Source organism: Enterobacter sp. Ap-867 (assembly GCF_011752855.1).
In the GTDB taxonomy this organism is placed as follows: domain Bacteria; phylum Pseudomonadota; class Gammaproteobacteria; order Enterobacterales; family Enterobacteriaceae; genus Cedecea.
Window position 1 is genome coordinate 1 of record NZ_VWWS01000002.1, and the last position, 26685, is coordinate 26685.

Genomic DNA, 26685 nt, shown 5'->3' on the forward strand with positions numbered 1-26685 from the left:
GCCGTAGCGCCGATGGTAGTGTGGGGTCTCCCCATGCGAGAGTAGGGAACTGCCAGGCATCAAATAAAACAGAAAACCTCAGCCTGATGGCTGGGGTTTTTTGTTTATGTGGTATCAGGCCATACCCTGCAAGAGCATGGGCATGCGACAAACGTGTCGGGAACACGTTTGAACGCCGCGTGCGGCGGCCCCGGAGGGGCGAGTATCAGGATGATGCGCGTATTGTAGGGAACGGCCAGGCATCAAATCAGCATTAACCCCGACCGAAAGGCCGGGGTTTTTTGCTTTTTGTACCCTTCATATTTTTATCTTTCTACGACAGAGTTATTCACTGAGTTCCTGTCTTCAATCCAGCGTAAGCATCTGCTCTTGGCTATCACTCTTAAATGAAACATTTTCACCTTTTCGCTTCTGACTCGACATTGAATCATAAACTCGGTATCGTCAGGTGTCTGGATGTCTAAACGTTTAAACGTATGCTTTGAGGATATAAGGTTATGCCGATTCGGGTGCAGGACGAGCTACCAGCCGTCAATTTCCTGCGTGAAGAAAACGTCTTTGTGATGACGACATCGCGCGCCAGCAATCAGGAAATACGTCCGTTAAAGGTACTGATCCTGAATCTGATGCCGAAGAAAATTGAGACGGAAAACCAGTTTCTGCGGCTGCTCTCCAACTCTCCACTGCAGGTGGATATCCAGCTGCTGCGTATCGACAGCCGTGAATCTCGCCATACGCCTGGCGAGCACCTCAATAACTTTTACTGTAATTTTGATGACATTAAACACGACAACTATGACGGATTGATCGTCACCGGCGCTCCGCTTGGACTGGTTGAATTTAATGATGTGGCTTACTGGCCGCAGATCCAGCAGGTGCTGGAATGGGCCAAAGATCATGTTACCTCGACGCTGTTTGTCTGCTGGGCCGTCCAGGCCGCGCTGAATATTTTATACGGCATTCCAAAGCAAACTCGAGATGAAAAACTTTCTGGCGTCTACGAGCACAATGTTACTCAGCCTCATGCTTTACTGACGCGCGGCTTTGATGATTCATTCCTGGCGCCTCATTCTCGTTATGCCGACTTCCCTGCGCAGCTGATCCGGGATTACACCGATCTGGAGATCTTTGCCGAAACAGAACAGGGCGATGCCTACCTGTTTGGCAGCAGGGATAAGCGCATCGCGTTCGTAACCGGTCACCCGGAATATGATGCGCTGACGCTGTCCGGCGAGTACTTCCGCGATGTCGATGCGGGGCTTCAGCCAGAGGTGCCGTATAACTACTTCCCAGGAGACGATCCGGCGAAGAAACCTCACGCGACCTGGCGCAGCCATGGCAATCTGCTGTTCACTAACTGGCTGAACTACTACGTCTACCAGATTACGCCATTCGACCTTCGCCACATGAACCCGACGCTCGATTAAGCGTTTCAGCTTCCCATTCCAGGCGCCTTCGGCGCCTTTTTTCTATTCTGAAAATCACTTCCCGCCTTGATTAAACTTTAATCTCATAAATATCAATATGATAAATCAATTTAAAATCAAAAATGGAAATTGTTTTTGATTTTAAAAAATCATCAAGTAGTCTTAATTCTGTTGCATGAAAACTGCACAGCCGTGCGCGATTCACTTTTGGCCGTCTCGACGGGATAAGACGAAGGAGTAACCGAATGACACAACAGACAGTTAGCGAAGAGCTGGCCTTTAGCCAGCCGTTTGGCGAGCAAGAGAAGCAGATCCTCACCCCGGAAGCCGTAGAATTCCTCGGCGAGCTGGTGAGCCGCTTTACTCCACAGCGCAATAAGCTGCTGGCATCTCGCATTGCTGAACAGCAGGCCATCGACGGTGGAAAGCTTCCTGATTTCAATTCGGAAACAGATTCCATTCGTAAAAGTGATTGGCAGATTCGTGGTATTCCGCAGGATCTGCTCGACCGCAGGGTAGAAATTACCGGGCCGGTTGAGCGAAAAATGGTGATCAACGCGCTGAATGCTAACGTAAAAGTCTTTATGGCCGACTTCGAAGATTCCCTGGCGCCGAGCTGGAGCAAAGTCATTGACGGGCAGATCAACCTGCGCGACGCGATAAACGGCACCATCAGTTGGACAAACGAAGCGGGAAAAATCTATCAGCTGAAGCCAGACCCGGCGGTACTGGTTTGCCGCGTGCGCGGCCTGCATCTGCCTGAAAAACACGTGACCTGGCGCGGGGAAGCGATCCCTGGCAGCCTGTTCGACTTCGGGCTCTATTTCCTCCACAACGTGGATGCCCTTCTGGCTAAAGGCAGCGGCCCTTATTTCTATCTGCCCAAAACCCAGTCATGGCAGGAAGCGGCCTGGTGGAGCGAAGTATTCAGCTTCACGGAAGATCGCTTCGATCTGCCACGCGGCACCATTAAAGCGACTTTATTGATAGAAACGCTGCCAGCGGTATTCCAGATGGATGAGATCCTGCACGCCCTGAAAGATCACATCGTGGGCCTGAACTGTGGTCGCTGGGACTACATCTTCAGCTACATCAAAACCCTGAAAAACCACCCGGATCGCGTCCTGCCGGACAGGCAGTCCGTGACGATGGATAAACCTTTCCTGAACGCTTACTCGCGGCTGCTGATCAAGACCTGTCATCGTCGCGGTGCATTTGCAATGGGCGGCATGGCGGCCTTTATCCCGAGCAAAGACAGCGCTCGCAATGAATGGGTACTGAACAAAGTCAAAGCGGACAAAGAGATGGAGGCCAATAACGGCCATGATGGTACCTGGATTGCGCATCCGGGCCTGGCGGACACGGTTGTTGAGGTGTTTGGCAAAGCGCTGGGTGAACGCCAGAACCAGCTGGACATCAGCCGCAGCGAAGATGCCCCCATCACCGCGGCGCAGTTGCTTGAGCCTTGCCCTGGCGAGCGCACCGAAGAAGGTATGCGCGCCAACATCCGCGTTGCGGTGCAGTACATCGAGGCGTGGATCTCCGGCAACGGCTGCGTACCGATTTACGGGCTGATGGAGGATGCTGCGACCGCTGAAATTTCCCGTACTTCCATCTGGCAATGGATCCATCACCAAAAGACGCTAAGCAACGGCCAGACCGTGACGAAAGCGCTGTTCCGCCAGATGCTTGCCGAAGAGATGTTGGTGATTCAGGACGAGCTGGGCGACCAGCGTTTTAGCCAGGGACGCTTCGATGAAGCTGCGCGGCTGATGGAACAAATTACCACCTCAGAAGAGTTAATCGACTTCCTGACGCTGCCGGGCTACCGCCTGCTTGCCTGAACCTAACCCTATAAAAATGGAGCATCTGAAATGAAAACCTCTCGTAGCCAACAGATTCAACAAGTACAACAAGACTGGACACAGCCGCGTTGGGAAGGCATTAAGCGTACCTATAGCGCAGAAGACGTCGTGAAACTGCGCGGTTCGCTGACCCCGGAGTGTACTCTGGCGCAGCACGGAGCGGCTAAACTCTGGCGCCTGCTGCACGGCGAGTCGAAAAAAGGCTACGTAAACAGTCTGGGGGCGTTAACCGGCGGCCAGGCTTTACAGCAGGCGAAAGCGGGTATCGAAGCCATCTACCTCTCCGGCTGGCAGGTTGCGGCGGACGCTAACCTGGCGTCCAGCATGTACCCGGATCAGTCGCTCTACCCGGCGAACTCTGTCCCTGCGGTTGTCGATCGGATCAACAACAGCTTCCAGCGTGCGGATCAGATCCAGTGGGCATCCAATATTGAACCGGGCGATCCACGCCACATTGACTACTTCCTGCCTATCGTTGCCGATGCAGAAGCCGGTTTTGGCGGCGTGCTGAACGCCTTCGAACTGATGAAGTCGATGATTCAGGCGGGTGCCGCTGCGGTGCACTTTGAAGACCAGCTGGCTTCCGTGAAGAAATGCGGCCACATGGGCGGCAAAGTCCTGGTCCCAACTCAGGAAGCTATCCAGAAGCTGACGGCTGCTCGTCTGGCGGCTGATGTGATGGGGGTTCCAACGCTGCTGATCGCCCGTACCGATGCTGATGCGGCAGATCTGATCACCTCCGACTGCGACGAATACGACCGCGAATTCATCACCGGTGAGCGCACGCAGGAAGGTTTCTACCGTACACGCGCTGGCATTGAGCAGGCTATCAGCCGCGGCCTGGCCTACGCGCCTTATGCCGACCTGGTCTGGTGTGAAACCTCTAAACCCGACCTGGACCAGGCCCGCCGTTTCGCGGAAGCCATCCATGCGCGCTTCCCAGGCAAACTGCTGGCCTATAACTGTTCGCCGTCGTTTAACTGGAAGAAAAACCTCGATGACAAAACCATCGCGTCCTTCCAGCAAGAACTGTCGGACATGGGTTACAAATACCAGTTCATCACCCTGGCGGGGATCCACAGCATGTGGTTCAACATGTTCGATCTGGCGCACTCTTATGCGCAGGGGGAGGGCATGCGCCACTATGTTGAGAAGGTACAGCAGCCTGAATTTGCCGCCGCTTCTGAAGGCTACACCTTCGTTTCTCACCAGCAGGAAGTGGGCACCGGCTATTTTGACCGCGTAACCACCGTCATCCAGGGCGGCGCTTCTTCCGTCACGGCGCTGACAGGTTCGACGGAAGAAGAGCAGTTCTGAACAAACTTTATTTTCCCCCTCTCCTTTGGGAGAGGGCCGGGGTGAGGGGAGAAATAAATGTCACACAGGCTGGAGCTGCTAATTGCCCACACCATCCTGCAGGGGTTTGACGCGCAATACGGTCGATTTCTGGAGGTCACCGCGGGTGCCCAGCAGCGCTTTGAACAGGCCGACTGGCACGCCGTTCAACAGGCGATGAAAAGCCGCATCAACCTGTACGATCATCACGTAGGTCTCGTCGTAGAACAGCTTCGCTGCATTACCGGCGGGCAGAACACCGACGCGGCCTTTTTACTGCGCGTGAAAGAGCAATACACCCGGCTACTGCCGGATTACCCGCGTTTTGAAATTGCCGAAAGCTTTTTTAATTCTGTCTATTGTCGGCTCTTCGACCACCGCTCGCTTACTCCCGAGCGGCTTTTTATCTTCAGCTCCCAGGCAGGCAAACAGCTTCGGCCGCTGCCTCGCCCACTGGCAAAAACTTTTTCCCCGGAGCAAGGCTGGACGACGTTGCTCACGACCTTGCTCTCCGATCTCCCGCTGCGCCTGCCCTGGCAGGATATTGCGCGGGATGTGGGGTTTATCCTCGCCCATCTGCATGAAACCTTCGGCGCAGAAACATTGCGGACGGCCACGCTGGAAGTGGCTAATGAACTGTTTTACCGCAATAAAGCCGCCTGGCTGGTTGGCAAACTGGTTCTGCCGGGAGGAAAAATTCCCTTTTTATTGCCGATCCATCGCACCGATGATGCCCGGTTAATGGTAGACACCTGCCTGACCAGCTCCCCCGAAGCCAGTATCGTTTTCGGCTTTGCGCGTTCCTATTTCATGGTTTATGCCCCTTTCCCCGCCGCGCTCGTGGAGTGGCTACGCGAGATTCTACCGGGAAAAACTACCGCCGAACTGTACATGGCGATTGGCTGCCAGAAGCACGGCAAAACCGAAAGCTATCGCGAATATCTGACCTACATTCACAGCACGGCCGAGCAGTTTATTGAGGCACCCGGCATACGCGGCATGGTGATGCTGGTGTTCACGCTGCCGGGCTTCGATCGTGTGTTTAAAGTGATAAAAGACAAATTCGCGCCGCAAAAAGAAGTCACCGCCGAAAGGGTCCGTGCCTGCTACCAACTGGTAAAAGAGCACGACCGCGTGGGGCGCATGGCGGATACGCAGGAGTTCGAAAACTTCGTGCTGGATAAGCGGCAGATAAGTGCCGACCTCATGTCGCTGCTGCTTGAAGAAGTGCCTGAAAAACTGACCGATCTTGGCGACCGCATTGCCATCAGCCATCTCTACATTGAGCGGCGAATGGTGCCGCTTAACCTGTGGCTGGAGCAGGTAGAAGGCCAGCAGTTAAGGGATGCGGTGGAAGAGTACGGCAATGCCATTCGTCAACTGGCGGCAGCCAATATCTTCCCTGGCGACATGCTATTTAAAAACTTTGGCGTGACGCGTCACGGGCGGGTGGTGTTCTACGATTACGATGAAATTTGCTACATGACCGAGGTGAATTTCCGGGATATTCCGCCGCCGCGTTACCCGGAAGATGAACTCTCTTCGGAGCCGTGGTACAGCATCTCGCCCGGAGATGTTTTCCCGGAAGAGTTCCGGCACTATCTTTGTGCAGACAAACGCATTCGCCCGTTATTCGATGAAATGCACGCCGATCTGTTCCGCGCTGAATTTTGGCGCGCTTTGCAAACTCGCATCCGCGGTGGCTATGTCGAAGATGTTTATGCTTATCGCCGCCGCCAGCGCTTCAGCCAGCGGTTTGGGGAAGTGAAACGTGCGGGCTAGCGCCCGCCGCCGTAAGCCAGAGTAATGTCCTTCGCGGCTTTGATCACCAGCGCACCCAGTTCCGTCACGCGGTCATCTGTGATGCGTGAAATCGGGCCAGAAATAGAGATCGCCGCGAATGCCTCATGGTGTTCATCGTAGATGCACGAAGCCACGCAGCGCAGCCCAAGGGCATGCTCTTCATCGTCAAATGAATAACCGCGCTTGCGGGTTTGCGATAAATCTTCTTTTAAATGCAGCGGCGAAGTCAGCGTGGCTGGCGTGTAGCTGTGCAGACCTTTGCGGTGCAGCAGGCCCGTCAGTTCGTCGTCATTTAGCTGAGCCAGAAACGCCTTGCCCGCGCCGGATGCGTGCATCGGCAGCTTGCCGCCAATAGGTGCTGACATACGCATCAGCTGCGTGCACTGAACCTGGTCGATAATAATTGCCTGGTGATCGCTCTTGTCGAGTACCGCGAGGTTGACGGTTTCACCGGAGGCTTCCATCAGTTTGCGCAGAATAGGGTGCACAATGGCCAGCAGATTGCGGCTTTGCAGGAAGCTGCTGCCGACGACAAATGCGTGCGCGCCAATCGTCCAGTGGCCAAGATCGCCCACCTGATGCACAAAGCCTAACTGCTGCATTGTGGTGAGCAGGCGATGGGTGGTGGAATTGGGCAAACCAGCCTGCTGGGCAAGCTCGGTGAGCGCCACGCTACCGTCAGATTCGGCAATCCACTCCAGCAGCTTAAGGCCGCGGGTCAGGGACTGCACTTGCCCGGTGGCAGCCGGAGCCGCAGCGGCGGCGGTGCGGGGTTTCTTACCTCGTTTAGCGGGGACTGTAGCAACCATACCGGACTCCTTTTTCGTATCGTGGAAATCATTTTCGTTTTATTTGGCGAATTTGCAACCGCTACTCAGACTGATCGGAGGAGTGATGCTGAACATCTCTCATGTTCCCGATATGCGGCTTTTACGACCCTATAGATTGTGCAAGTATGGGATGGCATATCCGTCAGGCAGGGAAAACAGGTGGGAGTGAGGTGTGAGCAACAACGTAGAGAAGCTGAAGCAACAACTGAGTGAGCGCATTCTGGTGCTGGATGGCGGTATGGGGACCATGATCCAAAGCTACCGCCTTGATGAGAGTGATTTCCGCGGCGAGCGTTTTGCCGACTGGCCGTGTGACCTTAAAGGCAACAATGACCTGCTGGTGCTCAGCAAACCGGAAATTATCGCCGCGATTCACTATGCCTACTTTGAAGCTGGCGCCGACATCGTCGAAACCAACACCTTTAACTCCACCACCATTGCAATGGCGGATTACCAAATGGAGTCGCTGTCGGCGGAAATTAACTACGAAGCCGCTAAGCTGGCGCGTTCCTGTGCCGACGAATGGACGGCCCGTACGCCGGAAAAACCGCGTTACGTCGCCGGTGTGCTTGGCCCGACCAACCGCACGGCATCAATTTCTCCAGACGTGAACGACCCGGCCTTCCGCAACATCACCTTTGATCAGCTGGTCGCCGCTTACCGTGAATCGACCAAAGCGCTGGTGGAGGGCGGGGCCGATCTGATCATGATCGAGACGGTCTTCGACACCCTGAATGCCAAAGCCGCCATCTTCGCCGTAAAGGCCGAGTTTGAAGCGCTTGGCGTTGATCTGCCGATCATGATTTCCGGCACCATTACCGATGCGTCAGGTCGTACGCTTTCCGGTCAGACGACGGAAGCTTTCTATAACTCCCTGCGCCACGCCGACGCGCTCTCTTTCGGACTTAACTGCGCGCTGGGGCCGGACGAACTGCGACAGTACGTGGCTGAACTGTCACGCATTGCCGAGTGCTACGTGACGGCTCACCCTAATGCTGGTCTGCCAAACGCTTTTGGTGAATACGACCTTGATGCGGACGTGATGGCGCAGCAGATTGGGGAATGGGCGCAGGCCGGATTCCTGAACATTGTCGGCGGCTGTTGCGGGACAACGCCTGCGCATATCGCCGCAATGAGCGCGGCGGTAGCAGGCGTTGCGCCGCGTAAACTCCCCGATCTGCCGGTTGCCTGTCGCCTCGCCGGGCTTGAGCCGCTGAATATTGGCGCGGATAGCCTGTTCGTTAACGTCGGGGAACGCACCAACGTTACCGGCTCGGCAAAGTTTAAGCGTCTGATCAAAGAAGAGAAATACAGCGAAGCGCTGGACGTGGCGCTGCAGCAGGTGGCCAGCGGCGCGCAGATTATCGACATCAACATGGACGAGGGAATGCTCGACGCCGAAGCGGCGATGGTGCGTTTCCTGAACCTGATTGCCGGTGAGCCGGACATCGCCCGGGTGCCCATCATGATCGACTCCTCGAAATGGGAGGTGATCGAGAAAGGGCTGAAGTGCATTCAGGGCAAAGGCATCGTTAACTCTATTTCCATGAAAGAAGGCACTGAGCCGTTTATCCATCATGCGAAGCTGGTACGCCGCTACGGCGCGGCGATGGTGGTGATGGCGTTCGATGAAATGGGCCAGGCCGATACGCGAGAGCGTAAAATCGAGATTTGCCGCCGGGCCTATAAAATTCTTACCGAAGAGGTGGGCTTCCCGCCTGAAGACATCATCTTTGACCCGAACATCTTCGCGGTGGCGACCGGCATCGAAGAACACGACAACTACGCCCAGGATTTTATCGGCGCCTGCGAAGATATTAAGCGCGAGCTGCCCCATGCGATGATCTCCGGCGGCGTGTCTAACGTCTCCTTCTCTTTCCGCGGCAACGAGCCGGTGCGCGAGGCCATCCACGCGGTATTCCTTTACTACGCAATTCGCAACGGCATGGACATGGGGATCGTCAACGCCGGGCAACTGGCGATATACGACGATCTTCCGGCTGAACTGCGGGATGCCGTCGAAGACGTCATTCTCAACCGCCGCGATGACAGCACCGAACGTCTGCTGGAGCTGGCCGAAAAATATCGCGGCAGCAAAAGCGATGACGGCGCCAATGCTCAACTGGCGGAGTGGCGTAGCTGGGACGTAGTGAAACGTCTCGAGTATTCGCTGGTGAAAGGCATCACCGAGTTTATCGAAGCGGATACCGAAGAGGCCCGCCAGCAGTCGACTCGCCCAATAGAAGTGATTGAAGGCCCGCTGATGGCGGGAATGAACGTGGTGGGGGATTTGTTCGGCGAAGGGAAAATGTTCCTGCCGCAGGTGGTGAAATCGGCTCGCGTGATGAAGCAGGCGGTGGCTTACCTTGAGCCGTACATCGAAGCCAGCAAAGAGCAGGGCAGCAGCAACGGTAAAATCGTGCTGGCGACCGTCAAAGGCGACGTCCATGACATCGGCAAGAACATCGTCGGCGTAGTGCTGCAATGTAACAACTACGAGATTATCGATCTTGGCGTGATGGTGCCCGGCGAGAAAATTTTGAAAACCGCCCGTGAAGTGGGGGCCGATATCATTGGCCTGTCCGGGCTTATCACCCCGTCGCTGGACGAAATGGTCAACGTGGCCAAAGAGATGGAGCGGCAGGGCTTTACGCTGCCGCTGCTGATCGGCGGGGCAACTACGTCAAAAGCCCACACGGCGGTGAAAATAGAGCAGAACTACAGCGGGCCAACCGTCTACGTGCAGAACGCCTCGCGCACCGTCGGCGTGGTTTCTGCTCTGCTTTCAGAAACCCAGCGCGATGAATTTGTCGCCCGCACCCGCAAAGAATACGAAGTTGTTCGTACGCAGCACGCGCGTAAAAAACCGCGCACGCCGCCGGTTACGCTGGAAGTCGCGCGGGATAACGATCTGCCTTTCGACTGGGAAAACTACACGCCTCCGGTTCCGCACCGGCTGGGCGTGCAGGAAGTGACCGCCAGCATTGAAACGCTGAGGAACTACATCGACTGGACGCCGTTCTTCATGACCTGGTCGCTGGCCGGAAAATATCCGCGCATTCTGGAAGATGAGGTTGTTGGCGAGGAGGCAAAACGGCTGTTTAAAGACGCTAACGACATGCTGGATATGCTCCACCGGACGAAAACAATGACGCCGCGCGGCGTGGTCGGCCTGTTCCCGGCGAATCGCGTGGGGGACGACGTGGAGATTTATGCCGATGAAACACGCTCTCAGGTGAAAGGCTTCAGCCGCCATCTGCGCCAGCAAACGGAAAAGAACGGCTTCCCGAACTACTGCATTGCCGATTTTGTGGCGCCTAAACACAGCGGTAAAGCCGACTACATCGGTGCTTTTGCGGTCACCGGCGGTATTGAAGAAGACGCGCTGGCGGGTGCCTACGATGCGCAGCACGATGATTACAACAAAATCATGGTGAAAGCGGTTGCCGACCGCCTGGCCGAAGCTTTTGCTGAATATCTGCACGAGCGCGTGCGTAAAGTTTACTGGGGCTACGCGGCCACGGAAAACCTCAGCAACGAGGAACTGATTCGCGAGAATTACCAAGGCATTCGCCCGGCACCGGGCTACCCGGCCTGCCCGGAGCACACGGAAAAAGCGGCCATCTGGGCGCTGCTGGACGTCGAAAACGTGATTGGCATGAAGCTCACCGAGTCTTACGCCATGTGGCCCGGTGCGTCAGTTTCCGGCTGGTACTTCAGCCACCCGGACAGCAAGTACTTCGCCGTCGCGCAAATTCAGCGCGACCAGGTCGAAGATTACGCCCGACGCAAAGGCATGCCGGTCAGCGAGGTCGAACGCTGGCTTGCGCCGAACCTCGGGTACGACGCCGACTGACTCACAAACCTGTTATCTTTCCTTACAACTTACAAGGCGCTCTGGGGGCGCCTTGTCTCTTTATTGAAGTTAAACCCTTATACTGAAGGATGGTGGCTATTTTTGCTTCGGGAACCCTAAAAACGATAAGGAGAACAAGAATCCGTGCTGACGTTGTTACACCTGCTGTCCGCCGTTTCGCTGCTGGTCTGGGGTACGCACATTGTGCGCACCGGTATCATGCGCGTTTACGGTGCCAACCTGCGCAGTGTGCTTAGCCACAGCGTAGAAAAGAAACCGCTCGCCTTCTGCGCCGGGATAGGCGTGACCGCGCTGGTGCAGAGCAGTAATGCCACCACCATGCTGGTGACCTCGTTCGTTGCCCAGGATTTGGTGGCGCTCGCCCCTGCGCTGGTGATTGTGCTGGGAGCTGATGTCGGTACAGCGCTAATGGCGCGTATCCTGACCTTCGATCTTTCGTGGCTTTCGCCGCTGCTGATTTTCATCGGCGTAATCTTCTTCCTCAGCCGCAAGCAGACTCGCGCCGGGCAGCTTGGCCGCGTGGGGATTGGCCTGGGTCTTATTCTGCTGGCGCTCGAGCTGATTGTGGGAGCCGTTACGCCGATTACCCAGGCGAACGGCGTCCAGGTGATCTTCGCTTCCCTGACCGGCGACATCATGCTCGACGCGCTGATTGGCGCGATGTTTGCCATTATCAGCTATTCGAGCCTGGCTGCCGTCCTGTTGACGGCCACGCTGACCTCAACCGGCGTGATCTCGTTTGATGTGGCGCTGTGTCTGGTTATCGGGGCTAACCTCGGCTCCGGCCTGCTGGCAATGATCAATAACAGCGCCGCGAATGCTGCCGCCCGTCGTGTGGCGTTGGGCAGCCTGCTGTTCAAGCTGGTGGGCAGCCTGCTGGTGCTGCCGTTTGTGCATGTCCTGGCCCGGCTGATGCATCACCTGCCGTTGCCGGAGTCTGAACTGGTTATCTACTTCCACGTGTTCTACAACCTGATTCGTTGCCTGGTGATGGTGCCGTTTGCCGAGCCAATGGCACGCTTTTGCCGCCGGGTGATCAGCGAAGCGCCGGAAGTCGACGCCCGAATGAAGCCGAAGCACCTCGATCCTACGGCGCTGGATACTCCCGCGCTGGGATTATCTAACGCCGCGCGGGAAACCCTGAGAATGGGCGACGTGCTGGAGCAGATGCTGGAAACCTGGAGCAAGGTGATGCACGGCGAGCCGCGCCAGGAAAAAGAGCTGCGCAAGCTAGCTGACGACGTGGACGTGCTGTATACCGCCATCAAACTTTACCTTGCGCAGATGCCGAAGGAAGATCTGGCGGAGATGGAGTCGCGCCGCTGGGCGGAAATCATCGAAATGTCGCTGAACCTGGAGCAGGCGGCGGACATCATCGAACGTATGGGCAGCGAGGTGGCGGATAAATCTCTCGCCGCGCGCCGGGCCTTCTCGCCGGACGGCCTGACCGAGCTGGATAACCTGCTCCAGCAGTTGATCAGCAACCTGCAACTGAGCCTGTCGGTGTTCTTCTCGAGCGACCTGGGCAGTGCCCGCCGGCTGCGCCGGAACAAACACCGCTTCCGCATCATGAACCGCCGCTACTCCCATGCCCACGTTGATCGCCTGCACCAGCAGAACGTGCAGAGCATCGAGACCAGCTCGCTGCACCTCGGGCTGCTGGGGGACATGAAGCGCCTGAACTCGTTGTTCTGTTCCGTTGCCTACAGCGTGCTGGACCAACCGGACGATGACGACGAGCGGGATGAATATTGATCGTCAACCCGGCATCGCTCTATAATTGAATAATGTATGCGCATTACAATGGGGGTTAATATGCGCGTTGAAAGTACAGCCGCTAAAAAATCGGTGAATGTCACGCTAGCGCCGGAGATTCTGGATGAGGCCCGTAAGCTGAAACTAAATATCTCGGCGGTACTGACCGAGGCATTAATCGAGAAATTTCGCGAAAACGCTCGGGCTGAGTGGCTCAAGGATAATCAGGAAAAGATTGCCGCGCTTAATGAGTTTGTTGAGGAGCACGGCTCGTTCAGTGATTTTCAGAGGAGCTTCTGATGGAACAGTTTCACGCCTACGAAAATACTGGCGCAGGGAAGAAAACGTATCCTTATCTCATCAATATGCAGCACCCCATTGCTGATGCCTTAAAGCATGTCCTGGTCATTCCCGTTATTGAACGCGAATTACTGGGTGCCATGCCCCCAGAAAAAATCTGCCCCATCGTGACGATTGAGGGGCAGCCTTGCGTGGCGATGACTCACATGATGGCAGGTATTCCGCTTAAAGAACTCGGTGCTTCAGTCGCGGATTTGACGCATTACAGAGATGAGCTGTGTGGCGCCGTTGATTTTATGATTCAGGTTTACTAACAAGCCCATTTTGCGGTTCGCAACGCCCTGCGGGTAAGGTATAGTCCTGGGTTTTCGGAGGAGCCATGCTGACTAATTCATCTATTCGTCTTAACAAATACATCAGCGAGAGCGGGATCTGCTCACGCCGTGACGCCGATCGCTACATCGAACAGGGCAACGTTTTTATTAACGGCAAACGCGCCAAAATTGGCGATCAGGTTTTTGCCGGCGACAGCGTGAAGGTGAATGGTCAGCTCATCGAACCCCGCAACGAAGAAGACCTGGTGCTCATTGCGCTGAATAAGCCGGTGGGAATTGTAAGCACCACGGAAGACGGCGAGAAAGACAACATCGTGGACTATGTGAACCACAGCAAGCGCGTGTTCCCCATTGGCCGCCTGGACAAAGATTCTCAGGGGCTGATTTTCCTCACCAACCACGGCGACCTGGTGAACAAAATTCTGCGTGCCGGGAACGACCATGAGAAAGAGTACGTGGTCACGGTGAACAAGCCGGTTACCGACGAGTTTATTCGTGGTATGGGGGCAGGCGTGCCGATTCTGGGCACCGTCACCAAGAAATGCAAAGTTAAAAAAGAAGCGCCGTTTGCGTTTCGCATCACCCTGGTTCAGGGGCTGAACCGCCAGATTCGCCGCATGTGTGAACACTTTGGCTATGAAGTGACGAAGCTGGAACGTACGCGCATCATGAACGTTAATCTCACTGGGATCCCGCTTGGGGAATGGCGCGACCTGACGGATGATGAACTGATTGAGCTGTTTAAGCTGATTGAGGATTCGTCCTCTGAGGCGAAGCCGGCTAAAAAAGCGAAGCCAAAAGCGGCCAGCCCGGCGGCGAAAAAACCGTTGGTAAGTGGCCCGAAAAGCTCAGCCAAAACGCCCGCTGAGCTTGCCTCGCGTAAACGCTTTGCTTCTCCAGGCCGGAAGAAAAAGGGCCGTTAAACTAGCGTTTGCCTCGCGTATGGTTGTTGGCTGACCATGAATAAGTCGTCGTCGTATCCGGCTTTAAGGCATTTTGTTTCTTCAGCTGGCGAGCTTTCTTAGCCGCCAGCGCTCGTTCCGCCATCAGCTTGTCGATGTACTCTTTTTTTACCTGATTAGTCTCTGAGTTGGTCAACGTACGACCGTGGGCAATGCGGGCGCGATCCAGCAGCGTTTTTAGCTCACGCTGTTCGCTTTCCGTCATGTCTTGCTGTGTCAGTCTGGCTGTAGCCATCGTTGCAATCTCCCAGGAAAGGACTCTCAGTGTAAAACAAACCCACCGCGCCGACGAGACAAAAAAGCCTGCATCAGCAGGCTTTTAGCGATTATTTTTTGCCGTCTGGCTTCGGCGTTATCGCTTTGCCGGACCAATACCCGGCCAGCAGAGAGCCGGACAGATTGTGCCAGACGGAGAACAGCGCGCCAGGCAGCGCTGCGAGCGGCGAGAAGTAAATTTTACCCAACGTGGCCGCAAGACCGGAGTTCTGCATTCCCACTTCGATGGCCAGCGTCCGACAGGTGGATTCATCAAAGCCAAACAGGCGTCCGCCCCAGTAACCGCCGAGCAGGCCAATGGTGTTATGCAGAATCACCGCGACAATCACCACCAGGCCAACGGAAGCGATGTGTGATGCAGAACCTGCCACAACTGCGCTAATGATGGCGAGAATACAAAGCATAGAAAACGCAGGCAGCCAGGGCTCCACGCGCTTCACCAGGCGTGGGAACAGATGATGCACAATCAGGCCAAGGCCAATCGGGATGATGACGATTTGCAGAATACTGACCAGCATGCCCATCACATCGACTTTAATGTCGGCGTCGACATAGAGACGGGTGAGCAGCGGCGTGGCAAATACGCCGACCAGTGTAGAAACAGAAGATATTGTTACGGAGAGCGCAACATCACCTTTGGCCAAGTAAATCATGACGTTGGACGCCGTGCCGCTGGCTACGCTGCCGACCAGCACCATCCCGGCTGATAGGTCGGGCGGCATATGGAACAACATTGCCAGCAGCCACGCCGCCAGCGGCATCACCAGGTAATGCAGAAAAATGCCTGCAGCTACCGGGGCCGGGCGCGACATCACGCGTTTAAAGTCTTCAAGCCGCAGGTGGACGCCCATGCCAAACATAATGAGCATCAGCAGCGTGCTGACCCACGGGCCAATCGGGATAAAGGTTGAGGGGGTATAATACGCAGCGACGGAGAGCAGCAGCGCCCAAAGCGGGAACAGCCGGGTTAGGGTGGCGATCATAGCGATGTCCTTGCAGAGTTTGTGTTGTTTTATGGTTATAAAAAAAGCCGGGTGCGAGCCCGGCTTTCTGTATTCATGGCATGGATTGAACGGTTATTCAAACAGGTTGCGGTGCAGTTTCTGCACGACCTGCTCTGCATCGTCGCCAGGCACCAGGAAGCACAGGTTGTAGCTGGAAGCGCCGTAGCAAATCATGCGGATGTTGAACGGGTCGAGCACGCCGAACACTTCTTTGCCTACGCCACAGGCCTGGGACAGTTTATTGCCTATGATGGCCACCAGCGCCAGGTTCTCTTCGACTTCCACGCGGCACAGCGATGAAAGCTCGGTGAGCAGCGCGGTGGTCAGCAGGCTGTCGCCAGTGGAGGTAGAGCCGGTGGTGTCCATGGTCAACGCCACGCTCACTTCGGAGGTGGTGATCAGATCCACGGAAATATTATGGCGAGCCAGAATGCTGAACACTTCCGCCAGGAAACCACGGGAATGGAGCATATGCAGGCTGTGCAGCGTCAGCAGCGTTTGCTTGCGACGTACCGCAAGGGCGCGGAAGAGCGGTGGATTTTCCGTTTTTTTGCATACCAAAGTTCCGCCAGCAGCAGGATCTTTGCTGGAGCCAACGAACACCGGAATGTCGCAGCGCACGGCGGGCAGCAGCGTGGCCGGGTGCAGGACTTTCGCGCCAAAGGTCGCCATTTCAGCGGCTTCTTCAAAGGCGATGCGGTCAATGCGTTTTGCCGCAGGTACCATACGCGGATCGGTGGTGTAGATGCCCGGCACGTCGGTCCAGATATCTACGCGCGCGGCATTTAACGCTTCACCAAGCAGCGCGGCGGTATAGTCGCTGCCGCCGCGGCCAAGCGTGGTCGTTCGGCCTTTTTCTTCGCTCCCAATAAAGCCCTGAGTGATCACCAGGGATTCCGCGAGGCGCGGCAGCATCTGCTGGTTTGCCAGTTCCGCCAGCGCGGCGATATCCGGTTCGGCACGGCCGAAGCGGTCGTTGGTGCGCATGACTTTACGAATGTCGAACCACTGCGCTTCCACCTGACGTTCTCGCAGGATTTCCACAAATAGCAGGGTGGACATTAGTTCGCCGTGGCTGACCAGTTCATCGGTCAGCGCGGTGGAGGTCGCCAGAGAGGCGGCTTCCGCAAGGGTCGTGATGTTTTCAAGCAGGCGGTCGATTTCTTCGCGAATAACGTCCGGATTCGCCAGACGCTCAACGATGTTGTACTGGATTTTGCGGATGGCATCGAGCTTGACGAAGCGCTCGGTCGCTTCGAGGCCTTCAGCCAGAGCAACCAGCAGGTTAGTCACGCCAGCGGAGGCGGAAAGCACCACCACGCGGACGTGGCTATCGGCCAGCACCACATCGGCGCTGCGGTTCATCGCGTCGAAATCGGCGACGCTGGTCCCACCAAATTTGGCGACTACGGTTTGAGACATAACTACCTCGTGTCAGGGGCCATTAACTGGCAAAAAAGTATTCAGCCTTGGCACAAGGGAAGAGCGGTAAACGGGTGGGCGCAGAGCAGGAGAACTACGATATCACCCAGAAGTGCTCCACCTTGTCTATCCAGCTTTGGAGCCGGATATGAAACGCTCGACTGCGAACGTTTCTGGTGACAACCCAGAGGATTCAGCCCCTGCAGCCGACAATAAGCGTGACCAGCCGCTTCATCATCTCGGCGTTGCTCCCCCTCACGTATCGTCCTTGTTACTGGTTTCTCGGATACGATTTTCTGGGCAACGCGCCTCTTCTGGCCTGCGCACGCGCAGGTAGCGCCTAATAAATAAAGCTTCGGCGAAGGCATGTCAACTGCGGGGTTATGCGGATTTTTCATGTTAAATCGGTAATCAGGAATTTAACTTATAAGAGGGTATTTTTGCCGCTTTTTAGGGGGTTACGGGAAACCCTCGGTTAATGGCATAAAATCAATCACAATTTTTGCCTGCAGGCGCTACAATCGACCGAAGTCACAATTCTCAAATCAGAAGAGTATTGCTATGAAAAACATCAACCCGAAGCAGACCTCTGCCTGGCAGGCACTCCAGAAACATTACGATGAGATGAAAGACGTTACGCTTTCCGACCTGTTCGCGAAAGATAACGACCGCTTCAGCAAGTTCTCCGCAACTTTCGATGACCTGATGCTGGTGGACTTCTCCAAAAACCGCATCACCACCGAAACCCTCGAAAAACTGCAGGCGCTGGCGAAAGAAACCGATCTGCAGAGCGCGATCAAATCCATGTTCGCCGGCGAGAAAATCAACCGCACCGAAGACCGCGCCGTGCTGCACGTTGCGCTGCGTAACCGCAGCAACACGCCTATCGTGGTCGATGGCAAAGACGTAATGCCGGAAGTGAACGCGGTGCTTGAGAAGATGAAAGCCTTCTCTGAAAGTATCATCAGCGGGAACTGGAAAGGCTACACCGGTAAAGCCATCACCGACGTGGTTAACATCGGTATCGGCGGCTCTGACCTCGGCCCATTCATGGTTACCGAAGCGCTGCGTCCATACAAAAATCACCTCAACATGCACTTTGTGTCCAACGTTGACGGTACCCACATTGCCGAAGTGCTGAAGAAAGTTAACCCGGAAACCACGCTGTTCCTGGTGGCCTCTAAAACCTTCACCACTCAGGAAACGATGACTAACGCCCACAGCGCGCGTGACTGGTTCCTGCGTGCCGCTGGCGATGAAAAGCACGTGGCAAAACACTTCGCTGCGCTGTCCACCAACGGGAAAGCCGTCGGTGAGTTTGGTATCGACACCGCAAACATGTTCGAATTCTGGGACTGGGTTGGCGGCCGCTACTCTCTGTGGTCCGCGATTGGCCTGTCTATCATTCTGTCCGTGGGCTTCGACAACTTTGTTGAGCTGCTGTCCGGCGCGCACGCGATGGACAAACACTTCTCCACCACGCCTGCCGAGCAAAACCTGCCGGTTCTGCTGGCGCTGATCGGCATCTGGTACAACAATTTCTTCGGTGCTGAAACTGAAGCGATTCTGCCATACGACCAGTACATGCATCGCTTTGCCGCCTACTTCCAGCAGGGCAACATGGAGTCCAACGGTAAGTACGTTGACCGCAACGGCAACGCCGTGGACTACCAGACTGGCCCAATTATCTGGGGTGAGCCGGGTACCAACGGGCAGCACGCGTTCTACCAGCTGATCCACCAGGGGACCAAAATGGTGCCTTGCGACTTCATCGCACCGGCTATCAGCCATAACGCGCTGTCGGATCACCATCCAAAACTGCTGTCTAACTTCTTCGCACAGACCGAAGCGCTGGCGTTCGGGAAATCCCGTGAAGTGGTTGAGCAGGAATACCGTGACCAGGGTAAAGATCCGGCCACGCTGGACCACGTTGTGCCGTTCAAAGTGTTCGAAGGCAACCGCCCAACCAACTCCATCCTGCTGCGCGAAATTACCCCGTTCAGCCTGGGCGCGCTGATTGCACTTTACGAACACAAAATCTTCACCCAGGGCGCGATCCTGAACATCTTCACCTTCGACCAGTGGGGCGTGGAGCTGGGCAAACAGCTGGCTAACCGCATCCTGCCAGAGCTGGGTGACGACAAACAAATCGCCAGCCACGACAGCTCAACCAACGGCCTGATTAACCGCTATAAAGCATGGCGTGATTAATTAAACCGCGTGATGAAAATATGCCAGCCTCGTGCTGGCATATTTTTTATAAGAGTTATCCCCTTGTCGTCATAATTTTCGATATTGCCACCCTGAGGTTAATCCTAAAAATGATTTTCCCGCCGCTTTGTCAGGGCTTTAATTTAAGATTATATTGAATTGATATTTCCAATGCCTCTTGGTAAATAATTGTTTTTATTTGAATAGCTTTCATTTAAATATAACTCAACTCTTGATTTTTACTCTTTTTCTTAAAGTTCATCCCTTATTTTCTGCAGGCTAATTCATCACATTGTGTTGTGTATACTCGATCGCGCCTGAAACCTTTTCAGGTAAATCTCCATTCATTCAATGAAGGGAAATTGTAATGAGAAAAACCCTTTATGGCGCTTTAGCCATATTTACGCTGGCTGCCGCCGGCGCGGCGAATGCTGACCCTGTAGCTGTGGGTGATGCGGCCGGCGCGCAGGCGACGTCTGTGTCTGCAGGCAGTTCTGCTGCAACCAGCGCCAGCACTGTTGGGTCTGCGGTTGGTGTGGCATTAGCCGCAACCGGTGGCGGCGACGGTTCAAACACCGGAACCACCACAACCACGACGACCAGCACCACCACCCGTTAACGTTTGGGTGTTTTTAACCATAACCACACTTCGGTGTGGTTATTTTAAATCGGGGAATCACCGTGCAGCGACTCGCAATACTCTTTGTCTGTCTGTTACTCCAGGCGTGCTCAGCGACCACCAGAGGGCTTGGCACCTCGCTTTGGAACAGTATTGCCGGAGGTGGGGGCGTGCAGCTTACCGACGATGAAATTGCCGAGATGCGCTACGCGAGCCAGTACATGAGCATCAACAACGGCCCGCAGCTGTTTGTGGTGCTGGCCTTTAACGAAGACGGCCAGCAGAAGTGGGTGACGCAGGACAGATCGGTCATCGTCACGCAGAACGGCCGCATTGTGAAAACCTCCGGGCTGGGCGACAACCTGACGGAAGTGACCAACCTGGCCCGTGACCCGCTGGCGAACGTGAAACAGATTAAGGATGGCGCGAGCTGGACCCGGCAGATGGCCTGGACTGAACGCCAGCAGGTTCGCTACGCCACCGCAACGTCCACCTTTGAATTTGACGGCACCGACACGGTGAAGCTTGGCAGTAGCGTGACCAAAGTACGCGTCCTGGAAGAAGAGGTAACCGCGCTCGGGAAAAGCTGGACGAACCGCTATTGGGTGGACGATGAAGGCCAAATCCGCAAATCAAAACAGTACCTTGGCCCCGGCTACTGGCCCATTACCACGCTTCTTGTGAAGGCGGCAAAACAATGAAAAAACTCCCCTTTACGTTTATGGCTCTGCTTTTTGCCAGCGCCTTTACCCACGCAGAAAGTACCGTGACGGTCTATACCCAACCGCAAACGCAGCCGCGGGTGATTAAAGATGCTGCACGGCTGGCGGATTTGGTGACTAACCCTGCGTTAAGCCGCACCTGGTGGCCTGCGGCGGTGATTAGCACCCGGCAGGCAAGCGCCGCAGAAGAGCAAAAACACCAGCAGCTTCTGGCGCGCCTGGCTGAAGTGGCGGCGGACGAAGGCGGAGACGACGGGGCGGCAATCAACGGACTGCGCCAGCAGCTCAGCGCTATGCATGTGACCGGGCGGCAGTTTGTCAATCTGGACCCCGACTGGGTTCGCCTTCGCCCACAATCAAACGTGCCGCTTCAGGGGGAATACAGCCTTTGGGCCGGCCCGCAGCCCACAACCATCACCCTGGTGGGATTAGTCAGTTCGCCCGGCGTGAAACCTTTTACCCCCGGACGCAGCGTGGATGACTATCTGGACGACGTCAGCCTGTTGAGCGGGGCCGAAAGAAGTTATGCCTGGGTGATTTACCCGGACGGCAAAATCGAAAAAGCGCCAGTTGCTTACTGGAATAAACGCCATAGAGAACCGTCGCCAGGTAGCCTTATCTTTGTGGGATTCTCTGACCGCCTTTTCAGCGCCACCTTTGATGAGCTGAACCAGCAGATTCTTAATACCCTGACCCATCGGATACCGGATTAATGAAAAAACGTTACCTGTATAGCCTGATTGCGCTGGCGGTGACTTCCGCCTGCCGCGCCGAAACGTATCCGGCTCCCGTTGGCCCTTCGCAGGCAGACTTTGGCGGCGCGGGTCTGCTGCAAACGCCGACGGCGCGCATGGCGCCTGAGGGCGAATTTAATCTCAACTACCGCGACAACGATCAGTACCGCTTCTACTCCGCCTCCATGCAGCTTTTCCCCTGGATGGAGGCCACGCTGCGCTACACCGACGTGCGCACACGTCACTACAGTAGCGTGAAGGCTTTCTCGGGTGACCAGACCTATAAAGACAAAGCGTTTGACGTGAAATTCCGCCTGTGGGAAGAGGGCTACTGGCTGCCTCAGGTCTCTGCCGGTATTCGTGACCTGGGCGGCACCGGGCTGTTTGACGGTGAATATGTGGTGGCGAGCAAAGCCTGGGGGCCGTTCGACTTCAGCCTTGGCATGGGCTGGGGGTATTTAGGCACCAGCGGCAACATCAAAAACCCGCTCTGTGAATACAGCGACAAATACTGCCACCGGGATAACAGCTACCAAATGGCGGGCTCCTTCAACTTTAGCGGCATGTTCCACGGCCCGACGTCGCTGTTTGGCGGCGTAGAGTACCAGACGCCGTGGCAGCCACTCAGGCTGAAGGTTGAATATGAGGGCAACAACTACAGCCATGAGTTTGCGGGGAAAATAGACCAGCGCAGCAGCGTTAACGTCGGCGCTATCTACCGGGTGACCGACTGGGCCGACGTGAACATGAGCTACGAGCGCGGCAACACCTTTATGTTTGGCGTGACGCTCCGCACCAATTTCAATGACCTCAAGCCGGGGTACAACGATTCCCGTCGTCCTGAGTATCAGCCGCACCCGCAGGACGAAATTCTGCAGCACAACGTGGTGGCCAATCAACTGACCGACCTGAAATACAACGCCGGGCTGATCAACCCGAACATTCAGGTCAAAGGGGATACGCTCTACGTCACGGGCGAGCAGGTGAAATACCGCAATTCCCGCGAAGGCATCGAACGCGCCAACCGCATCGTGATGAATGACCTGCCGGATAATATTCGCACCATCCGCATTACCGAAAGCCGGATTAATATGCCGCAGGTTACCACTGAAACGGACGTGGCCAGCCTGCGTCGGCACCTTGAGGGGGAACCGCTGGGGCAGGAAACGACGCTGGTACAAAAACGCGTTGAGCCGGTAGTGCCAGAAAGCACCGAACAGGGATACTACATCGAGAAGTCGCGCTTTAATTATTCAATTGATCCGATTCTCAACCAGTCTATCGGTGGCCCGGAAAGCTTCTATATGTACCAGGTCGGGGTGATGGGGAACGTCGATTACTGGCTGACGGATCACCTGTTAACCAGCGGCAGCCTGTTTGCCAACGTCGCCAATAACTACGACAAATTTAACTACACCAATCCGCCAATGGATTCTACGCTGCCGCGCGTGCGTACCCACGTTCGCGAATATGTAGAAAACGATATTTACATCAACAACCTGCAGGCCAACTACTTCCAGTACTTTGGGCATGGGATTTACGGCCAGGTTTATGCGGGCTATCTGGAAACCATGTACGGCGGGGCGGGGGCCGAGCTGCTTTACCGTCCGGTGGACAGCAACTGGGCGATCGGCGTCAACGGCAACTACGTCAAACAGCGTGACTGGCGCAGTTCGCAGGACATGATGAAATTTACCGACTACAGCGCGAAGACCGGGCATATCACCGGCTACTGGACGCCACCGTTTGCTCAGGATGTGCTGGTTAAGCTCAGTATCGGCCAGTATCTGGCGCAGGATAAAGGCGGCACGCTGGAGATTTCCAAACACTTTGACAGCGGGATCGTGGTGGGCACCTACGCCACCATCACCAACGTGTCGAAGAAAGAGTACGGCGAGGGGGACTTCACCAAAGGTTTCTACATCAATGTGCCGCTGGATATCTTCTCGGCTTACCCAACCCGCAGCCGGGCGCAGGTGACCTGGACACCGCTAACGCGTGACGGCGGGCAGATGCTGGGCCGTAAGTTTGATCTGTATGGGGTGACCAGCGACCGCAGCGAAAATTTCCGCTAACGAAGGTAAGTAAATAAACTAGATCAAGATCACATTTTAGACGTATAACAGCCTCTCAAGACCACAATAAAAATGAGAGGCCGTTATGCCTGCGACACCGCGTTTTTCCTGGATTTCTACCGTCATGCAGACGGTGCTTAATCTGGGGCTGTTAGCCCTTGGGCTGATTTTAATTATCTTCCTCGGCAAAGAGACCATTCACCTGGCCACCGTATTGTTTGCGCCGGGAGATGACGCCAGCTCGTATCTGTTTATCGAGGGGCTGGTGGTTTACTTCCTCTATTTCGAGTTTATCGCGCTGATTGTGAAGTATTTTCAGTCGGGCTATCACTTCCCGCTGCGCTACTTTATCTACATCGGCATTACCGCAGTTGTGCGCCTGATTATCATTGACCACAGTTCGCCGCTGGACGTGCTGATCTACTCGGCCGCGATTCTGGTGTTGGTGATTACGCTTTGGTTGTGTAACAGCCAGCGCCTGAAGCGGGAATAAAAAAAGGGCGGCCCTTGGGCCGCCTGAATAAAGTGCTAAGGTCAAAGTGAGGGTTGCAGTGGTATGGCATAAAGATGAAGCAAATGACTTCAGGGATAAACGTTAACCTTTCACCCCGCCAGCGGTCAGGCCGCTCACCAGCCAGCGCTGGGCCAGCAGGAACACAACGGTAATCGGTATCGCGGAGAGCACCGCCGCGGCGGCAAAATCGCCCCACAGGTAGTTCTGCGGGTTAAGGTATTGCTGCATCCCCACGGCCAGCGTGTAGCTGTCCACGTCGCGCAGCAGCAGCGAAGCCACCGGCACCTCGGTAATCGCGGCAATAAACGACAGAATAAAGACCACGGCCAGAATCGGTACCGACAGCGGCAGCAGCACCAGACGGAATGCCTGCCACGGCGTCGCGCCATCCAGCGCGGCAGCCTCTTCCAGCGAGCCATCAATCGTTTCGAAATAGCCCTTAATCGTCCAGACGTGTAGCGCTATCCCGCCTAAATACGCAAAGATCACCCCACCGTGCGTGTTCAGACCAATAAACGGAATGTACTGGCCCAGACGATCAAACAGGGCATACAGCGCCACCAGAGACAGCACCGCCGGGAACATCTGGAAAATCAGCATCCCTTTCAGCAGCGTGGCTTTGCCGGGGAAACGCATACGGGCAAAAGCGTAGGCGCAGGTTGTAGAAAGGGTAACGATACCTATCGCCGTGATCCCGGCAATTTTTATCGAGTTCCACAGCCAGAGCAGCACCGGGAACGGTGGCGGCGTGACGCGACCGTCCGCGTGCTCAACGCTAAAGCCAAGCGCCAGCTTCCAGTGTTCCCATGAAACCTGGTCCGGGATCAGGCTCCCGGTGGCAAAGTTACCCGGACGCAGCGAGATGGCGATGACCATCAGCAGCGGGAACATGATTGCCGCGATAAACAGCAGCAGCAGAAAGTGCGTGAGAAACAGACGCAGCTTTTGAGATTTGGGTTGCACCATGGCCATCGTCGGTCTCCTTAATCAAACTTCATGCGGGTGGCTTTCAGGTTCACAATCGCAAGGCCGCCCACCAGCAGGAAGATAAGCGTTGCGATAGCTGCAGCCAGGCCAAAGTCCTGACCGCCGCCGCCTTCAAAGGCGATGCGGTAGGTGTAGCTCACCAGCAGGTCGGTATATCCCGCTGGCGTGGTCGTCCCGAGTCTGTCCGGGCCGCCGTTGGTCAGCAGCTGAATCAGAACAAAGTTGTTAAAGTTAAAGGCGAAGCTGGCAATCATCAGCGGCGTGAGCGGCTTAATCAGCAGCGGGAGCGTTATTTTAAAGAAGTTCTGGAACGGGCCCGCGCCGTCCATTGCCGACGCCTCATAAAGATCGTCAGGAATCGCTTTCAGCAGCCCCATGCACAGAATCATCATGTAGGGATAACCCAGCCAGGTATTGACGATGATGATCATTGAGCGAGCGGTGGTTGGGTCGCTGAACCAGGCGGGCTTAATGCCGAACAGTGCGCTCAGCATCATATTGATTTCGCCAAAGCTTTGGTTGAATAAGCCTTTGAAAATCAAAATGGAAATAAACGAAGGCACGGCGTAGGGCAGAATTAACAACAGGCGATAAGCCGCCTTGCCTTTGAGCGCTTCCCACTGCACTACGCAGGCCAGCACCATCCCCACCGCGACGGTAAGAATCACCGTCAGCACCGAGAAAATCACCGTCCAGATGAAGATAGCCAGGAACGGTTTTTGGATCCCGTCATCGTGGAAAACGCGCAGGAAGTTTTTCCAGCCGATAGTGACCGTATAGCCCGGGCTTAGCTGTTCTCCGGCCCAGCTGCCGTCGGCGTTTACCGACTCGTAAAAACCAATATGGTCGTTCGGGGCGTATTTTACGCTGGTCTGGTTATTGGTCAGCTCGCCGTTTTCCGCCAAAGTGTAGAGCGGGCGTGTGCCGGAAAACTGGCGAAGCGAGCTCATCACCACCTTACTTTCATCCGGCAACACAGCGGTTATCTGGCTCAGCGCCTGGCGGTTTTGGGTGATCACGCGCAGGTTGCCGCGCTCGCCGGTTGGCAACGCATCGGCTTCTTTCAGCCGGATTTTTTGTTCACCACCAAAGGTAAACTTGTCCGAGACATAGTTTTTCCCGCTTTCCCCGTCGGTGAGCGCTAACGTCCATTCATTGCCGTCTGGGTAAAGGCCAAAGTTGAACGTTTTGCCTGCCTGGTACTGGCGGTCCATCAGCACCTGCTGCGCGCGTTCAAACGTCAGCTGGTTGGTGCTGCTGTAGTTGGTAAAAGCGATAGCGATAGTGCAGATCAGCGGGAAGAGGACGAACAGCCCCATGCCGGCCATGCCGGGATAAACGTAGCGCCAGGCGTATGCCTTACGGTTAGCAAAAATATAGAGGCCAAGTGAGCTTAAAATCAGCGTCATTATGGCGAACAGGTACTCCCCCTGGGCGTACATTAAAACCACAAGATAGCCAACCAGCAGGCCTAATGCCCCGATGAGTGACCATTTCAGTCCCTCGCTTTGCCACCAGCGGCTCTTTTTAACTGCATCCATGGGGTGTTCCTCTACAGCGTGTTATTTCCCCTCACCCTAACCCTCTCCCCAAGGGGGAGAGGGGACAGAAAGGGCCTGTTTTCTCACTCCA

At 55.5% G+C, this 26685-nt stretch carries 21 protein-coding genes and 1 riboswitch; of the genes, 15 read left to right on the top strand and 6 right to left on the bottom strand.

Annotated elements, in window-relative coordinates:
* Positions 1-497: 497 nt before the first annotated feature.
* From metA to aceK, 4 genes are all read left to right on the top strand, one after another.
* On the top strand, positions 498-1427 hold the full coding sequence (gene metA / locus F3J26_RS07555) for a homoserine O-acetyltransferase MetA (protein ID WP_008455894.1): 930 nt from the start codon (positions 498-500) through the stop codon (positions 1425-1427).
* A gap of 245 nt (positions 1428-1672) precedes the next feature.
* A complete protein-coding gene (aceB, locus tag F3J26_RS07560) occupies positions 1673-3271 on the top strand; it encodes a malate synthase A (RefSeq protein ID WP_166993015.1) in 1599 nt (532 codons plus the stop codon).
* A 30-nt stretch (positions 3272-3301) separates the two neighbouring features.
* Positions 3302-4609, top strand: a complete 1308-nt coding sequence (gene aceA, locus F3J26_RS07565) for an isocitrate lyase (RefSeq protein ID WP_008455888.1) — start codon at positions 3302-3304, stop codon at positions 4607-4609.
* A gap of 57 nt (positions 4610-4666) precedes the next feature.
* Complete coding sequence (gene aceK / locus F3J26_RS07570; protein ID WP_166993019.1) at positions 4667-6409, top strand: bifunctional isocitrate dehydrogenase kinase/phosphatase; 1743 nt, start codon at positions 4667-4669, stop codon at positions 6407-6409.
* Here aceK and iclR read toward each other — a convergent pair.
* Positions 6406-7239, bottom strand: coding sequence for a glyoxylate bypass operon transcriptional repressor IclR (iclR, locus tag F3J26_RS07575; protein ID WP_166993022.1), 834 nt, complete (start codon positions 7237-7239; stop codon positions 6406-6408). The two genes, aceK and iclR, sit on opposite strands and share 4 nt — an antisense overlap.
* Positions 7240-7432: 193 nt before the next feature.
* On the opposite strand from iclR, the gene metH reads away from it, so the two are divergent.
* From metH to rluF, 5 genes are all read left to right on the top strand, one after another.
* The gene (gene metH, locus F3J26_RS07580) at positions 7433-11116 is read left to right on the top strand and encodes a methionine synthase (protein WP_166993025.1); all 3684 of its coding nucleotides are present in this window, start codon (positions 7433-7435) and stop codon (positions 11114-11116) included.
* 144 nt (positions 11117-11260) lie between these two features.
* Positions 11261-12892 (top strand): Na/Pi cotransporter family protein, encoded by a 1632-nt coding sequence (locus F3J26_RS07585; protein ID WP_008455880.1) that lies wholly within the window; start codon positions 11261-11263, stop codon positions 12890-12892.
* A 36-nt stretch (positions 12893-12928) separates the two neighbouring features.
* A complete protein-coding gene (locus F3J26_RS07590; protein WP_166993028.1) occupies positions 12929-13192 on the top strand; it encodes a type II toxin-antitoxin system CcdA family antitoxin in 264 nt (87 codons plus the stop codon).
* Positions 13192-13506 (top strand): CcdB family protein, encoded by a 315-nt coding sequence (locus F3J26_RS07595; protein WP_166993031.1) that lies wholly within the window; start codon positions 13192-13194, stop codon positions 13504-13506. The genes F3J26_RS07590 and F3J26_RS07595 overlap by 1 nt, the downstream gene beginning before the upstream one ends.
* 65 nt (positions 13507-13571) lie before the next feature.
* A complete protein-coding gene (gene rluF / locus F3J26_RS07600) occupies positions 13572-14450 on the top strand; it encodes a 23S rRNA pseudouridine(2604) synthase RluF (RefSeq protein ID WP_008455873.1) in 879 nt (292 codons plus the stop codon).
* A 1-nt stretch (position 14451) separates the two neighbouring features.
* Here the strand turns inward: rluF and F3J26_RS07605 are convergent, their stop codons facing one another.
* The 3 genes from F3J26_RS07605 to lysC all read right to left on the bottom strand — a co-directional run bounded on the left by F3J26_RS07605 (position 14452) and on the right by lysC (position 17191).
* A complete protein-coding gene (locus F3J26_RS07605; protein ID WP_008455871.1) occupies positions 14452-14724 on the bottom strand; it encodes a YjbD family protein in 273 nt (90 codons plus the stop codon).
* 91 nt (positions 14725-14815) lie between these two features.
* Entirely contained in the window at positions 14816-15748 is a 933-nt protein-coding gene (gene panS, locus F3J26_RS07610) for a ketopantoate/pantoate/pantothenate transporter PanS (RefSeq protein WP_166993034.1), read from the bottom strand.
* 93 nt (positions 15749-15841) lie between these two features.
* Entirely contained in the window at positions 15842-17191 is a 1350-nt protein-coding gene (lysC, locus tag F3J26_RS07615; protein WP_166993037.1) for a lysine-sensitive aspartokinase 3, read from the bottom strand.
* A gap of 102 nt (positions 17192-17293) precedes the next feature.
* Positions 17294-17513, bottom strand: a riboswitch (Lysine riboswitch).
* Positions 17514-17752: 239 nt separating this feature from the next.
* Here lysC and pgi point away from each other — a divergent pair.
* The 6 genes from pgi (at position 17753) to psiE (ending at position 24045) form a co-directional block, all read left to right on the top strand.
* Positions 17753-19402: a glucose-6-phosphate isomerase gene (pgi, locus tag F3J26_RS07620; RefSeq protein WP_008455864.1), complete on the top strand. Its 1650-nt coding sequence runs from the start codon at positions 17753-17755 to the stop codon at positions 19400-19402.
* A 367-nt stretch (positions 19403-19769) separates the two neighbouring features.
* A complete protein-coding gene (gene yjbE / locus F3J26_RS07625; protein ID WP_008455862.1) occupies positions 19770-20021 on the top strand; it encodes an exopolysaccharide production protein YjbE in 252 nt (83 codons plus the stop codon).
* A gap of 62 nt (positions 20022-20083) precedes the next feature.
* Positions 20084-20722 (top strand): YjbF family lipoprotein, encoded by a 639-nt coding sequence (locus F3J26_RS07630; RefSeq protein WP_166993041.1) that lies wholly within the window; start codon positions 20084-20086, stop codon positions 20720-20722.
* Positions 20719-21456, top strand: a complete 738-nt coding sequence (locus tag F3J26_RS07635; RefSeq protein WP_166993044.1) for a capsule biosynthesis GfcC D2 domain-containing protein — start codon at positions 20719-20721, stop codon at positions 21454-21456. Before F3J26_RS07630 ends, F3J26_RS07635 begins: the two co-directional genes overlap by 4 nt.
* A complete protein-coding gene (locus F3J26_RS07640) occupies positions 21456-23552 on the top strand; it encodes a YjbH domain-containing protein (protein WP_166993047.1) in 2097 nt (698 codons plus the stop codon). Before F3J26_RS07635 ends, F3J26_RS07640 begins: the two co-directional genes overlap by 1 nt.
* Positions 23553-23637: 85 nt before the next feature.
* Complete coding sequence (gene psiE, locus F3J26_RS07645) at positions 23638-24045, top strand: phosphate-starvation-inducible protein PsiE (protein WP_008455857.1); 408 nt, start codon at positions 23638-23640, stop codon at positions 24043-24045.
* 102 nt (positions 24046-24147) lie between these two features.
* Here the strand turns inward: psiE and malG are convergent, their stop codons facing one another.
* Positions 24148-25038 carry a maltose ABC transporter permease MalG gene (malG, locus tag F3J26_RS07650; protein ID WP_008455854.1) on the bottom strand — a complete coding sequence of 297 codons (891 nt, stop codon included), beginning with the start codon at positions 25036-25038 and terminating at the stop codon, positions 24148-24150.
* Between the two features lie 11 nt (positions 25039-25049).
* On the bottom strand, positions 25050-26594 hold the full coding sequence (gene malF / locus F3J26_RS07655; protein ID WP_166993050.1) for a maltose ABC transporter permease MalF: 1545 nt from the start codon (positions 26592-26594) through the stop codon (positions 25050-25052).
* Between the last annotated feature and the right edge of the window lie 91 nt (positions 26595-26685).

Bases quoted from the DNA above. Each gene is read 5' to 3' on its own strand.
- metA (WP_008455894.1), top strand. From the start codon at position 498: ATGCCGATTCGGGTGCAGGACGAGCTACCAGCCGTCAATTTCCTGCGT.
- aceB (WP_166993015.1), top strand. From the start codon at position 1,673: ATGACACAACAGACAGTTAGCGAAGAGCTGGCCTTTAGCCAGCCGTTT.
- aceA (WP_008455888.1), top strand. From the start codon at position 3,302: ATGAAAACCTCTCGTAGCCAACAGATTCAACAAGTACAACAAGACTGG.
- aceK (WP_166993019.1), top strand. From the start codon at position 4,667: ATGTCACACAGGCTGGAGCTGCTAATTGCCCACACCATCCTGCAGGGG.
- iclR (WP_166993022.1), bottom strand. From the start codon at position 7,239: ATGGTTGCTACAGTCCCCGCTAAACGAGGTAAGAAACCCCGCACCGCC.
- F3J26_RS07590 (WP_166993028.1), top strand. From the start codon at position 12,929: ATGCGCATTACAATGGGGGTTAATATGCGCGTTGAAAGTACAGCCGCT.
- F3J26_RS07595 (WP_166993031.1), top strand. From the start codon at position 13,192: ATGGAACAGTTTCACGCCTACGAAAATACTGGCGCAGGGAAGAAAACG.
- rluF (WP_008455873.1), top strand. From the start codon at position 13,572: ATGCTGACTAATTCATCTATTCGTCTTAACAAATACATCAGCGAGAGC.
- F3J26_RS07605 (WP_008455871.1), bottom strand. From the start codon at position 14,724: ATGGCTACAGCCAGACTGACACAGCAAGACATGACGGAAAGCGAACAG.
- panS (WP_166993034.1), bottom strand. From the start codon at position 15,748: ATGATCGCCACCCTAACCCGGCTGTTCCCGCTTTGGGCGCTGCTGCTC.
- lysC (WP_166993037.1), bottom strand. From the start codon at position 17,191: ATGTCTCAAACCGTAGTCGCCAAATTTGGTGGGACCAGCGTCGCCGAT.
- pgi (WP_008455864.1), top strand. From the start codon at position 17,753: ATGAAAAACATCAACCCGAAGCAGACCTCTGCCTGGCAGGCACTCCAG.
- yjbE (WP_008455862.1), top strand. From the start codon at position 19,770: ATGAGAAAAACCCTTTATGGCGCTTTAGCCATATTTACGCTGGCTGCC.
- F3J26_RS07635 (WP_166993044.1), top strand. From the start codon at position 20,719: ATGAAAAAACTCCCCTTTACGTTTATGGCTCTGCTTTTTGCCAGCGCC.
- F3J26_RS07640 (WP_166993047.1), top strand. From the start codon at position 21,456: ATGAAAAAACGTTACCTGTATAGCCTGATTGCGCTGGCGGTGACTTCC.
- psiE (WP_008455857.1), top strand. From the start codon at position 23,638: ATGCCTGCGACACCGCGTTTTTCCTGGATTTCTACCGTCATGCAGACG.
- malG (WP_008455854.1), bottom strand. From the start codon at position 25,038: ATGGCCATGGTGCAACCCAAATCTCAAAAGCTGCGTCTGTTTCTCACG.
- malF (WP_166993050.1), bottom strand. From the start codon at position 26,594: ATGGATGCAGTTAAAAAGAGCCGCTGGTGGCAAAGCGAGGGACTGAAA.